The following is a 13,103-nucleotide window of genomic DNA, read 5'->3' as shown; positions in this document are numbered from 1 at the left end:
TTTCCTTACGGGACGTGGGGCTACGGAGCGACGGGGGCGGCTGTGGCCGTCTTCTTGCGGGACCTCGCCTGCGCGACCTGGCGGCCGACGCGCGGCGCCAGCACGGAGATGACGAGCAGGACGCCGGTGACGACGATCTGGGACTGCGCGGAGACGTTGAGCAGGCTCATCACGTTCTGGAGCGAGCCGAGCAGGAACACACCGGCGATGGCACCGCCGAGGGTGCCCTTGCCGCCGTCGAAGTCGATGCCGCCGAGCAGCACGGCCGCGATGACGGAGAGTTCGAGCCCGGTGGCGTTGTCGTAGCGGGCGCTCGCGTAGTGCAGGGCCCAGAAGACACCGGTGAGCGCGGAGAGCACGCCCGTCGTGACGAACATCGACAGCTTGAGCCGCTTGACGCGCACGCCCGCGAACCGGGCGGCCTCCTCGTTCGCACCGATCGCGAAGAGGGAACGGCCCATGCGAGTGGCGTGCAGCACGACGATCGCGATGGCGAGGAGGACGACGAAGGGCAGGGCGGCGTACGGGACGAAGGTGTCACCGATCCGGTTCGCGCCGAAGTCCAGGTACTGGGAGGGGAAGTCGGTGACCGAGTCGGAGCCGAGGACGATCTGGGCGATGCCGCGGTAGGCGGCCATGGTGCCGATGGTGACGGCGAGGGACGGCAGGCCGAGGCGGGTGACGAGCAGCCCGTTGACCAGGCCGCAGACGACGCCGAGCAGCAGGCACAACGGGATGATCGTCTCGATGGCCATGCCGTTGTTCCACAGCGCGCCCATCACCGCGCCGGACAGGCCGACCGTGGAGCCGACCGACAGGTCGACCTCGCCGGAGATGACCAGCATCGTCATCGGCAGCGCGATGATCGCGATGGGCAGGGTGTTGCCGATCAGGAACGACAGGTTCAGCGCGTTGCCGAAATTGTCGACGAACGCGAAGGAGCAGAGCAGCAGTACGACGAGCAGGGCGCCGACGGCGGTGTCCCAGCGCACCGAGTGCTTCAACGAATCAGGCATGGCGGGCGCTCCTCATTTGTGCGGCCTGCTTGCGCAGCACGGCGGCGACGCGCAGCGCGACGATCCGGTCGACGGCGATGGCGAGCAGCAGCAGGATTCCGTTGATCGCGGTGACCCAGACGGAGCTGACGCCGATGGCGGGAAGCACGCTGTTGATGGAGGTCAGCAGCAGGGCACCGAGGGCGGCGCCGTAGACGGTGCCCGCGCCTCCGGTGAAGGCGACGCCGCCGACGACGACGGCGCTGACGACGGTGAGTTCGTAGCCGTTTCCGGTGCCGGAGTCGACGTTGCCGAAGCGCGCCAGGTACAGGGCGCCGGCGAGGCCGGCGAGCGCGCCGCACAGCACGTACGCGGTCATGATCCGCTTGCGGACGGGGATGCCGGCGAGGTTCGCGGCCTCGGGGCTCGAGCCGAGCGCGTACATCTCGCGGCCGCTGCGGTAGCTGCGCAGGTAGTAGCCGACGCAGAGCAGGACGGCGACGGCGAGCAGCGCGAGGTAGGGCACGATCCAGACGCCGTCGTGGCCGAAGTCGACGAAGGCGTCGGGCAGGTCGGCGGCGACGATCTGCTGCGAGCCGACCCAGATGGAGTCGATGCCGCGCACCACGTAGAGCGTGCCAAGGGTGACGACGAGGGCGGGCACCCTGCCGAGGCTGACGAGCGCGCCGTTCAGGACACCGAAGACGGTGCCGATGGCGACGGCGTACACGACGGCGATCAGTGAACTGCCGCCACCCTGAAGGTAGTCACCGGCGGCGAAGGCGGAGATGCCGAGCACCGAGCCGACGGACAGGTCGACGTTGCGGGTGATGACGACGATCGCCTGTCCGGTGGCGACGAGGACGAGGATGGTGGCGTTCAGGAGGAGGTCCTTGACGCCCTGCTGCGACAGGAACTCGGTGTTGGAGACCTGCGTGGCGAGCAGCATCACCACGAGCACGGCGGCGACGGCGAGTTCGCGCGCCTTGAACACCTTGTCGAGCAGCCGCCGCCCGGCGGTGGGCGGCGGCGCGGCGTCCTCGCGGACGGGTGGTGCGGTGATGGTCATGGGGTGCTCCTTGCGGTGCGGGCGACGGGCCCGAAGGGGGCGAGGCTCATGCCGCCCTCCCCGTCGCCGCCGCCATCACGGACTCCTCGTTCGCCTCGGCGCGCGGCAGCTCCGCGGAGAGCCGGCCCTCGTGCATCACGAGCACCCGGTCGGCCATGCCGAGGATCTCGGGCAGGTCGGAGGAGATCATCAGGACGGCGACGCCGTCGGCCGCGAGGGAGGACAGCAGGCGGTGCACCTCGGCCTTGGTGCCGACGTCGATGCCGCGCGTGGGCTCGTCGACGATGAGCACCTGGGGGCCCGTGGCGAGCCACTTGGCGAGGACGACCTTCTGCTGGTTGCCGCCGGAGAGCGTGCCGACGACGTCGGCGAGGCGCGCGTACTTGACCTGGAGCTTCACCGACCAGTCCAGGGACCGGCTGCGTTCCGCCTTGCGGTTCATGAGGCCCGCGCGGGAGGTGTCGGCGAAGCCGGTGAGCCCGATGTTGCGCTCGATGGACATGTCCATCACGAGGCCCTGGGCCCGCCGGTCTTCGGGGACGAGCGCGAGGCCCGCGTGCATGGCGAGGCTCGGAGCGCCGGGCTTGAGCTTCTGTCCGAGGACCTCCACCTCGCCGCCGTCGAAGCGGTCGACGCCGAACACGGCGCGGGCCACCTCGCTGCGGCCCGCGCCGACGAGCCCGGCGAGGCCGACGATCTCGCCGCGCCGCACCTCGAAGGACACGTCGGTGAACACACCTTCGCGGGTCAACCGGCTCACCTTGAGGGCGACTTCGCCGAGTTCGGTGTCCTGCTTGGGGTACAGCTCGTCGAGGTCGCGTCCGACCATGCGGCGCACGAGGTCGTCCTCGGTGAGCCCGTCGACCGGTTCGCTCGCCACCCACGCCCCGTCGCGCAGCGTCGTCACGCGCTGGCACAGCTCGAAGATCTCCTCCAGGCGGTGCGAGATGAACAGTACGGCGGCGCCCTGCTCGCGCAGTGTCCGTACGACGCCGAACAGGCGGGCCACCTCGCTGCCGGTCAGCGCGGCGGTCGGCTCGTCCATGATCAGCACGCGGGCGTCGAAGGAGAGCGCCTTGGCGATCTCGACGAGCTGCTGGTCGGCGATGGACAGGCCGCGGGCCGGCTGGTCCGGGTCGAGCTCCACGCCGAGCCGCTTGAACAGGGCGGCGGTGGACTCCTTGACCGTGGCGTGGTCGACGCGACCGAAGGAGCGGCGCGGCTGGCGGCCCATGAAGATGTTCTCGGCGATGGACAGGTCGGGGAAGAGCGTCGGCTCCTGGTAGATGACGGCGACACCGGCGTCGCGGGCGTCGGCGGGGCCGTGGAACTCGACCGGGGAGCCGTCGAGCAGCACCGTCCCGGTGTCCGGGCGGTGCACCCCGGCGAGGGCCTTGATGAGCGTCGACTTTCCGGCGCCGTTCTCACCGGCGAGGGCGTGCGCCTCACCGGCGTGCAGGCTCAGTGACACACCGCGCAGGGCGCGCACGGCGCCGAAGGACTTGCTCACCCCCTCCAGGGCGAGCACCGGAGTCGTCTCCGGTTCAGGTGGCGTCATGACAGGTCTCCAGGGGTCGAAGGGCACCCGACGTGAAATGTTTCAGTGAAACGTTCCGGAAGCTAGCCACGCCCCGGCGCCCCGGTCAAGGGGTCTGGTCGGCTCGAATACGCCGTCGTACGAAACGATTCCGTAACGCACGGAAGTCCTCGCACACCCCCTTGACGCACCCCACCAGGGGGACTAGCTTCGCTGCACAATGAATCGATTCACAGAGGATTCATTGTGCAGACGATTCATCGGACGGCTCGCAGACCCGTGTACTCAGAGGTGGACATGCCTGACATCGCTGCCGTGAAGGCCGCACTCGCCAACCAGCGGATCGAGACGCCGTCCTGGGGCTACGGCAACTCCGGCACCCGGTTCAAGGTGTTCGCCCAGGCCGGTGTGCCCCGCACACCCCACGAGAAGCTCGACGACGCGGCGAAAGTGCACGAGTTCACCGGCATCGCCCCGAAGGTCGCGCTGCACATCCCGTGGGACAAGGTCGACGACTATGCGGCCCTGTCGGCGTACGCGAAGGAGCGCGGCGTCGATCTCGGCACGATCAACTCCAACACCTTCCAGGACGACGACTACAAGTTCGGCAGTGTCTGCCACCCGGACCCGAAGGTCCGCCGCAAGGCGCTCGACCACCTCCTGGACTGCGTCGACATCATGGACGCCACGGGTTCCAAGGACCTGAAGATCTGGCTCGCCGACGGCACCAACTACCCGGGCCAGGACGACATCGTGGCCCGCCAGGACCGCCTCGCCGAGTCCCTCGCCGCCGTCTACGAGCGGCTCGGCGACGGCCAGCGCCTCCTCCTGGAGTACAAGTTCTTCGAGCCGGCCTTCTACACGACCGATGTGCCGGACTGGGGCACCTCGTACATGCAGTGCATGAAGCTGGGCGACAAGGCGCAGGTCGTGGTGGACACCGGCCACCACGCACCTGGCACGAACATCGAGTTCATCGTGGCGCTGCTGCTGCGCGAGAAGAAGCTCGGCGGCTTCGACTTCAACTCCCGCTTCTACGCGGACGACGACCTGATGGTGGGTGCCGCCGACCCGTTCCAACTCTTCCGCATCCTGCATGAGGTGGCGAAGAACGGCGGCTTCGACCCGGCCACGAATGTGGCGTTCATGCTCGACCAGTGCCACAACATCGAGGCGAAGATCCCGGCGGTCATCCGCTCCGTGATGAATGTGCAGGAGGCCACCGCGAAGGCGCTGCTCGTGGACCGCGAGGCGCTGAGCACCGCGCAGGCGGCGGGCGACGTCCTGACCGCGAACTCCGTGATCATGGACGCGTACAACACCGATGTGCGGCCGCTGCTCGCAGAGTGGCGCGAGGAGCAGGGACTCGCGGCCGATCCCGTCGCCGCGTACGCCGCCTCCGGGTGGCAGGAGCGGATCGTGGCCGAGCGGGTCGGCGGGGAGCAGGCGGGGTGGGGCGCGTAACCACCTCCCCGCAGTCCTCCGCAATCAACTCCCTTGGAATTTAGGACCTTTCATGGCTACGCACCCTCAGGTCGCCGCCCTCATCGACCGTTCGAACCGGCTCGGCGCCGACCCCCGCAACACCAACTACGCCGGCGGGAACACCTCCGCCAAGGCCACCGGGACGGACCCGGTCACCGGCGGCGACGTCGAGCTGATGTGGGTCAAGGGCTCGGGCGGCGACCTGGGCACGCTCAAGGAGGCCGGGCTCGCCGTCCTGCGCGTGGACCGCCTCAAGGCGCTGACCGAGGTGTACCCGGGCGTGGAGCGCGAGGACGAGATGGTCGCCGCGTTCGACTACTGCTTGCACGGCAAGGGCGGCGCCGCGCCGTCCATCGACACGGCCATGCACGGCCTGGTGGACGCGGCGCACGTCGACCACCTGCACCCGGACTCAGGCATCGCGCTCGCCTGCGCGGCCGACGGCGAGAAGCTGACGGCCGAGTGCTTCGGCGACAAGGTCGTGTGGGTGCCGTGGCGGCGCCCCGGCTTTCAACTCGGCCTGGACATCGCGGAGATCAAGACCTCGAACCCGGACGCGATCGGCTGCATCCTCGGCGGCCACGGCATCACGGCGTGGGGCGACACGGCCGAGGAGTGCGAGGCCAACTCGCTGTACATGATCCGCACCGCCGAGACCTTCCTCGCCGAGCGCGGCAAGGAGGAGCCGTTCGGCCCGGTCGTCGAGGGCTACGCGGCGCTCGGCGCGGCCGAGCGCCGGGCGCGGGCCGCCGAACTCGCCCCGCTCATCCGGGGCCTGGCCTCCACGGACCGCCCGCAGGTCGGCCACTTCGACGACTCGGGCCCCGTCCTGGACTTCCTGGCGTCCGCCGAGCACCCGCGCCTCGCCGCGCTCGGCACCTCGTGCCCGGACCACTTCCTGCGTACGAAGGTCCGCCCGCTCGCCCTCGACCTGCCGCCGACGGCCGAACTCGACGTCGTGGCCGAGCGGTTGAAGGAGCTGCACGCCGAGTACCGCACCGAGTACGCGGCGTACTACGAGCGGCACACGAGCCCCGACTCCCCCGCGATGCGCGGCGCGGACCCGGCGATCGTGCTGGTGCCGGGTGTCGGCATGTTCTCGTTCGGCAAGGACAAGCAGACGGCGCGCGTGGCGGGCGAGTTCTACCTCAACGCCATCAACGTGATGCGCGGCGCGGAGGCCGTGTCGACGTATGCGCCGATCGAGGAGTCGGAGAAGTTCCGCATCGAGTACTGGGCCCTCGAGGAGGCCAAGCTCCGGCGGATGCCGAAGCCGAAGCCGCTCGCCACGCGGGTGGCGCTGGTGACCGGCGCGGGCTCGGGCATCGGCAGGGCCATCGCGCACCGGCTCGTCGCGGAGGGCGCGTGCGTGGTCGTCGCCGACCTGAACGCGGACGGGGCGGCGGCGGTGGCCGAGGAGTTGGGCGGCCCCGACAAGGCGGTCGCCGTGACGGTCGACGTCACGTCCGAGGAGCAGATCGCGGACGCGTTCCGGGCGGCGGCGCTCGCCTTCGGCGGGGTCGACCTGGTCGTCAACAACGCGGGCATCTCCATCTCGAAGCCGCTCTTGGAGACCACGACCGAGGACTGGGACCTTCAGCACGACATCATGGCGCGCGGCTCGTTCCTCGTCTCGCGGGAGGCGGCGCGGGTGATGCGGGCGCAGGACATGGGCGGCGACATCGTCTACATCGCCTCCAAGAACGCGGTGTTCGCCGGGCCCAACAATGTGGCGTACTCGGCGACGAAGGCGGACCAGGCCCACCAAGTGCGGCTGCTGGCGGCCGAGTTGGGTGGGGACGGGATCCGGGTCAACGGGGTCAACCCGGATGGCGTGGTGCGCGGGTCCGGGATCTTCGCCGGGGGCTGGGGGGCGAAGCGTGCCGCGGTGTACGGGGTGGAGGAGGAGAAGCTGGGCGAGTTCTACGCGCAGCGGACCCTTTTGAAGCGGGAGGTGCTTCCGGAGCATGTCGCGAACGCGGTCTTCGCGTTGACCGGCGGGGACCTTACGCATACGACGGGGTTGCATGTTCCGGTCGACGCGGGTGTCGCGGCGGCGTTCCTCCGCTGACCCGTCGTGGGCACGCCCAGTACGCCTCGGCGCGCCCACCCGCACGGGGCTCCGCCCCGGACCCCGCTGCTCAATCGCCGCAGGGGCTCCACATACACACCCCCGCCCGCCGCCTTGGGCAGTCTGCCGCCCGGGGCGGCAGGGTGGGCAAGGCGGCGCCCCGGTGCTGCGCAACAGGGCGCGGGCGCCAACCGCGCGCGGGGTCCGGGGCCCGCCCCGGTTTGGGACGGGAAGGGGCGGCAGGGGCGATTCCACTCCCCCGCCGCCCACCACACCGCACACTCACGAAGGCCAACCTCATGCCCACCACCCCCTACGCCGCGATAGACCTGGGCGCCTCCAGCGGCCGGGTCATGACGGCCCGCGTCACCCCGGACACCCTCGCCCTCACCGAAGCCCACCGCTTCCCGAACACCCCCGTCCGCACCCCCGACGGCCTGCACTGGGACATCCTCGGGCTCTACGCCGGCATCCTGGAGGGCCTCCGCAAAGCCGGCCCGGTCCGCTCCATCGGCATCGACAGCTGGGCCGTCGACTACGGCCTCCTCGACGCGGACGGCACCCTCCTCGGCAACCCGTACCACTACCGCGACACCCGCACGGACCACACCGCCGAGAAGCTGTGGGCGACGATCCCGCCGCAGGAGCTGTACGCGGCCACCGGCCTCCAGTACGTCCCGTTCAACACGATCTACCAGCTCACGGCAGCCCGCGGCACCGCGCAACTCGACGCCTCCCGCCGCCTGTTGCTCATCCCCGACCTTCTCACGTACTGGCTGACGGGACAGCAGGGCACCGAGCTGACCAACGCCTCCACCACCCAGCTCATCGACCCCCGCTCCGGCGACTGGGCCCACGACATCGCCGCCCGCGCCGGCATCGACGTGAACCTGTTCGCCCCGATCCGCCACCCCGGCGCCCCGGCGGGCGAACTCCTTCCGCACGTGCTCGACGAGACCGGCCTCACCGGCCCCGTCCCGGTCACCACCGTCGCCTCGCACGACACCGCGTCCGCCGTGGCCGCCGTCCCGGCGACCGAGGAGAACTTCGCGTACATCTGCACCGGCACCTGGTCCCTCGCCGGCCTCGAACTGGACGCGCCCGTCCTCACGGAGGAGAGCCGCGCCGCGAACTTCACGAACGAGCTCGGCATCGACGGCACGGTCCGCTACCTCCGCAACATCATGGGCCTGTGGCTCCTCCAGGAGTGCCAACGCGCCTGGAATCAACCGGACTTGACCGCCCTCCTCGACGAGGCCGCGAAGGCGACCCCGCTGCGCTCGGTCGTCGACGCGGGCGACCCCACGTTCCTGCCGCCCGGCGGCATGCCCGACCGGATCGCCGCCGCCTGCCGCGCCACCGGCCAGCCGGAACCCCGCACCCGCGCCGAGATCACCCGCTGCATCCTCGACTCGCTCGCCCTCGCCCACCGCCGCGCCATCGAGGACGCCTCCCGCCTGGCCGACCGCCCGGTCGACGTGGTGCACATCGTCGGCGGCGGCGCCCGCGGCGCTCTGCTGTGCCAACTCACGGCCGACGCCTGTGGCCTGCCGGTCGTGGCGGGGCCCGCCGAGGGCGCCGCGCTGGGCAACGTACTCGTTCAGGCGCGGGCCGATGGCGTCGTCGGCGACCGCGCCGCGATGCGCCGGCTCGTCGCCGACACCCAGCCGCTCGGGCGCTACGAGCCGAGCGGCGACCGTGGCGCGTGGGACGCGGCGGCGGCACGCGTCCGCACCCCGTGACCAGCCACCGTTCACGACGTACGCTGCACCCGTCCGATGATCACTCACAGACCGGCCGTGCCAACCGAATCCGACCGACCGAAGGGGCCCCATGCGTGTCGCGCTCTTCCTGACCTGTGTCAACGGCACGCTGTACCCGGACACGGGCCGCGCCGTCGTGAAGCTTCTGAACCGGCTCGGCGTGGACGTCGACTTCCCGGCGGCACAGACCTGCTGCGGCCAGCCGCACTACAACACCGGCTACCGCCGCGAGGCCGAGCCACTGGCCACCCACTACGCCGACACCTTCGGCCCCGGCCTCGCCTCGGGTGATTACGACGCAATCATCACGCCGTCCGGATCGTGCGCGGCGATGGTGCGTGAGCTGTATCCGCGGATGGGCGAACGGGCGCGCGCGGAGGGCCGCGGCGACACCCTCACCACGACCCTCGCACCGGTGATCCCGAAGACGTACGAGCTGACCGAGTTCCTCGTCGACGTACTCAAGGTGACGGACGTCGGTGCCTATTACCCGCACAAGGTGACCTACCACCCCACCTGTCACGGTCTGCGTTCCCTCGGGCTCGGCGACCGCCCCATTCAACTGCTCAGCAAGGTCAAGGGACTTGAGCTGGCCGAGCTGCCGGGCGCGACCGAGTGCTGCGGCTTCGGCGGCACGTTCGCGGTGAAGAACGCGGACGTGTCGACGGCGATGGGCACCGACAAGGTCCGCAACGCCGAGTCCACCGGCGCGGACGTGCTGTGCGCCGCCGACAACTCCTGCCTGATGCACATCGGCGGCACCATGTCCCGCCTGAAGGTCGGCATGCGCCCCGTCCACATCGCGGAGATCCTGGCCGGCACCGAGGACGAGGAGGCCCTGGTATGAGCGGCGGAACGTTTGTCGGGATGCCGGCCTTCCCGAAGGCCGCGCACGACGCCGTACGCGACACCACCCTGCGCGCCAACCTGAAGCACGCCACCCACACCATCCGCGACAAACGCGAACGCGCGGTGGCGGAGCTGGACGACTGGGCGCGCCTTCGCCAGGCCGGCAAGGAGATCAAGGACCACACCCTCCACCACCTGGAGCACTATCTCGTCCAGTTGGAGGAGTCGGTGACGGCGGCCGGCGGCACCGTGCACTGGGCGCGCGACGCCGACGAGGCCAACCGCATCGTCACCGGCCTCGTCCGCGAGACCGGCGAGTCCGAGGTCGTGAAGGTCAAGTCGATGGCCACGCAGGAGATCGGCCTCAACGAGCACCTCGAGGCCGAGGGCATCCACGCCTACGAGACCGACCTCGCCGAGCTCATCGTCCAGCTCGGCGACGACCGGCCCTCGCACATCCTGGTCCCCGCGATCCACCGCAACCGCGGCGAGATCCGCGACATCTTCCGCAAGGAGATGGGCAGTTGGGGGCGTCCGGCCCCGGAAGGCCTGACCGACACCCCGGCCGAACTGGCCGAGGCGGCCCGCCTGCACCTGCGGGAGAAGTTCCTGCGCGCCAAGGTCGGCATCTCGGGCGCCAACTTCATGGTCGCCGAGACCGGCACGCTCGTCGTGGTGGAGTCCGAGGGCAACGGCCGCATGTGTCTGACCCTGCCCGAGACACTGATCTCGGTCGTCGGCATCGAGAAGATCGTGCCGACGTGGCAGGACCTGGAGGTGTTTCTCCAGACACTGCCGCGTTCCTCCACGGCCGAGCGGATGAACCCGTACACGTCGACCTGGACGGGCACCACCGACTCCGACGGCCCCCAGACCTTCCACCTCGTCCTGATCGACAACGGCCGCACCGACACCCTCGCCGACGAGGTCGGCCGTCAGGCCCTGCGCTGCATCCGCTGCTCCGCCTGCCTGAATGTCTGCCCCGTCTACGAGCGAGCGGGAGGGCATGCGTACGGCTCGGTCTACCCGGGCCCGATCGGCGCGATCCTCAGCCCGCAACTGCGCGGCACGGGAAGCGAGATCGACGCCTCCCTCCCGTACGCGTCGTCGTTGTGCGGCGCCTGTTACGAGGTGTGTCCCGTCGCCATCGACATCCCCGAGGTCCTCGTCCACCTGCGTGAACGGGTCGTGGCCGGCGGCCCCGCCACCCGCAACGGCAACAAGGTCATGCTCCGCCCGGCCAAGGGGCACGCCGCCGAACGCGCCGCGATGCGCGCCGCCACCTGGGCGTTCACCCACCCGGGCGCCCTGGCCACCGGCCAGCGCCTGGCCTCGCGCACCCGCCGCTTCCACCCGCGCACCATGCCCGGCCCCGGCAAGGCCTGGACGGACAGCCGCGACCTGCCCACGGTGCCCGCGGAACCCTTCCGCGACTGGTGGAAGCGTACGAACGGCGGAAAGGACACCCCGAAGTGAGCAGCAGAGACGTCATCCTGGGCCGGGTCCGCCGCGCCCTCGGCGGCCCGGTCGAGGCCCCGGACACGTACGCCAAGGACATCGACCGCAGCTACCTGCGCGAACACGGCTCCCGCACCACCGAGCAGACGGTGGAACTCCTCGCGGAGAACCTCGCGGACTACCGGGCCATCGTGCACCGCTGTACCTCTGAAGAGCTGCCGGAGGTGGTCATGCGGCTGCTCGCCGAACACGGATCACGCAACGTCGTGGTGCCTCCCGGCCTGCCGCCGCACTGGATGAAGGCCGCCGACCCGGTCCGCATCCACGACCGCGCCGAGAACACCCCGGCCGAACTCGACGAGGTCGACAGCGTCGTCACCGCCTGCGCCGTCGCCGTCGCCGAGACCGGCACCATCGTCCTCGACGGCTCCCCCGACCAGGGACGCCGCCGCATCACCCTCGTCCCCGACCACCACATCTGCGTCGTGAACGTCCCCGACCAGGTCGTCTCCTCCGTCCCCCAGGCCCTCGAACGCCTCGACCCCACCCGCCCCCTCACCTGGATCTCCGGACCGTCCGCCACCAGCGACATCGAACTCGACCGCGTCGAAGGCGTCCACGGCCCCCGCACCCTCGAGGTCATCCTGGTGAGCGCCTGATGGGCGGCGGCTGAAGGGCGGCGGCGCACAGGCGCGGCTAGCGTTGGTGGCATGATCCGGTTCGACCATGTCACCAAGCGGTACGCGGACGGCACGACGGCGGTGGACGACCTCTCGTTCGAGGTGAACGAGGGCGAACTGGTCACGCTCGTCGGCCCTTCCGGCTGCGGCAAGACCACCACGATGATGATGGTGAACCGGCTGATCGAGCCGACGTCGGGTCACATCCACGTCGAGGGCCAAGACATCTCGTCCGTCGACCCGGTGCAGCTGCGCCGCCGCATCGGGTACGTGATTCAGCAGGTCGGCCTCTTCCCGCACCGCACGATCCTCGACAACACGGCGACCGTGCCCGCGCTCATCGGCTGGAAGAAGGCGAAGGCCAGGGCGCGCGCCGCGGAGCTGCTCGATCTGGTGGGCCTGGACCCGGCCACGTACGGGAGCCGCTACCCGGAACAGCTGTCGGGCGGTCAGCGCCAGCGCGTCGGGGTAGCCCGCGCGCTCGCCGCCGACCCGCCGGTTCTCCTCATGGACGAGCCCTTCGGGGCCGTCGACCCGGTGGTACGCGAGCAGTTGCAGGACGAGTTCCTGAAGATGCAGGCGGCCGTGCGCAAGACGGTTCTCCTTGTCACGCACGACATCGAGGAGGCGGTCCGGCTCGGCGACCGCATCGCGGTGTACGGGCAGGGCCGCATCGAGCAGTACGACACACCGGGGGCGGTGCTCGGCTCGCCGGCCACCCCGTACGTCGCCGAGTTCGTCGGCGCGGACCGGGGCCTGAAGCGCCTTTCGGTCACCGAGATCGAGCCGGACGACCTGGAGCAGCCGTCGGTGGTCCGCTTCGAGGAGCCGCCCGCGCGGGCGGCCGCTCAGATGCGGGAGGACGGGGTGCGGTGGGCGGTGGTCCTCGACGAGGGCGGTGACCTGCACGGTTGGGTCGGCGTCGATGAAGCGTCGCTGGCCGGTCCCGGTGGCCGGGTGGGCGATCTGGCGCACCGGATGCGTGCGTGGGTGCCGGTCGGCGCGCCGCTCAAGCAGGCGTTCGGCGTGATGCTCCAGCACGACGCGGGTTGGGTCGCGGTGCTCGACGGCGCCCGTTTCCTCGGCGTCCTGACTCCGGCGAAGCTGCACGAGGCGCTGCGGCGGTCGGTGGACGCGGACGCGCAGGGCGTGGCGCGCGACGAGGTCGAGTTCGACTCGGTGGCGGACGCCTGATC

The 13,103-nt window shown here is 70.7% G+C and carries 10 protein-coding genes; 7 read left to right on the top strand and 3 right to left on the bottom strand.

Going from position 1 to position 13,103, the window contains the following annotated elements; translation table 11 throughout:
* Positions 1–20 precede the first annotated feature (20 nt).
* Genes ACNYS0_RS40785 through ACNYS0_RS40775 form a run of 3 tightly spaced genes read right to left on the bottom strand, consistent with a single transcriptional unit; the run spans position 21 to position 3,622 of the window.
* Positions 21–1,016, bottom strand: coding sequence for an ABC transporter permease (locus tag ACNYS0_RS40785; RefSeq protein WP_422481637.1), 996 nt, complete (start codon positions 1,014–1,016; stop codon positions 21–23).
* Positions 1,009–2,064, bottom strand: coding sequence for an ABC transporter permease (locus ACNYS0_RS40780; protein WP_422481635.1), 1,056 nt, complete (start codon positions 2,062–2,064; stop codon positions 1,009–1,011). Before ACNYS0_RS40780 ends, ACNYS0_RS40785 begins: the two co-directional genes overlap by 8 nt.
* Before the next feature lie 46 nt (positions 2,065–2,110).
* A complete protein-coding gene (locus ACNYS0_RS40775) occupies positions 2,111–3,622 on the bottom strand; it encodes a sugar ABC transporter ATP-binding protein (protein WP_422481633.1) in 1,512 nt (503 codons plus the stop codon).
* A gap of 276 nt (positions 3,623–3,898) precedes the next feature.
* Here ACNYS0_RS40775 and rhaI point away from each other — a divergent pair, with 276 nt between their 5' ends.
* The 7 genes from rhaI to ACNYS0_RS40740 all read left to right on the top strand — a co-directional run bounded on the left by rhaI (position 3,899) and on the right by ACNYS0_RS40740 (position 13,101).
* Positions 3,899–5,065 carry an L-rhamnose isomerase gene (gene rhaI / locus ACNYS0_RS40770; RefSeq protein ID WP_422481631.1) on the top strand — a complete coding sequence of 389 codons (1,167 nt, stop codon included), beginning with the start codon at positions 3,899–3,901 and terminating at the stop codon, positions 5,063–5,065.
* Between the two features lie 52 nt (positions 5,066–5,117).
* Positions 5,118–7,157 carry a bifunctional aldolase/short-chain dehydrogenase gene (locus ACNYS0_RS40765; RefSeq protein WP_422481629.1) on the top strand — a complete coding sequence of 680 codons (2,040 nt, stop codon included), beginning with the start codon at positions 5,118–5,120 and terminating at the stop codon, positions 7,155–7,157.
* A 299-nt stretch (positions 7,158–7,456) separates the two neighbouring features.
* Complete coding sequence (locus tag ACNYS0_RS40760) at positions 7,457–8,899, top strand: rhamnulokinase (RefSeq protein ID WP_422481627.1); 1,443 nt, start codon at positions 7,457–7,459, stop codon at positions 8,897–8,899.
* A gap of 91 nt (positions 8,900–8,990) precedes the next feature.
* Entirely contained in the window at positions 8,991–9,767 is a 777-nt protein-coding gene (locus ACNYS0_RS40755) for a (Fe-S)-binding protein (RefSeq protein ID WP_422481625.1), read from the top strand.
* A complete protein-coding gene (locus ACNYS0_RS40750; RefSeq protein ID WP_422481623.1) occupies positions 9,764–11,245 on the top strand; it encodes a LutB/LldF family L-lactate oxidation iron-sulfur protein in 1,482 nt (493 codons plus the stop codon). Before ACNYS0_RS40755 ends, ACNYS0_RS40750 begins: the two co-directional genes overlap by 4 nt.
* A complete protein-coding gene (locus tag ACNYS0_RS40745; RefSeq protein ID WP_422481621.1) occupies positions 11,242–11,886 on the top strand; it encodes a LutC/YkgG family protein in 645 nt (214 codons plus the stop codon). Before ACNYS0_RS40750 ends, ACNYS0_RS40745 begins: the two co-directional genes overlap by 4 nt.
* A gap of 51 nt (positions 11,887–11,937) precedes the next feature.
* Positions 11,938–13,101 carry an ABC transporter ATP-binding protein gene (locus ACNYS0_RS40740; protein WP_422481619.1) on the top strand — a complete coding sequence of 388 codons (1,164 nt, stop codon included), beginning with the start codon at positions 11,938–11,940 and terminating at the stop codon, positions 13,099–13,101.
* Positions 13,102–13,103 lie beyond the last annotated feature (2 nt).

The organism is Streptomyces anthophorae, assembly GCF_049310305.1.
Taxonomy (GTDB): domain Bacteria; phylum Actinomycetota; class Actinomycetes; order Streptomycetales; family Streptomycetaceae; genus Streptomyces.
This window is presented reverse-complemented; position numbering and strand designations above follow the sequence as displayed.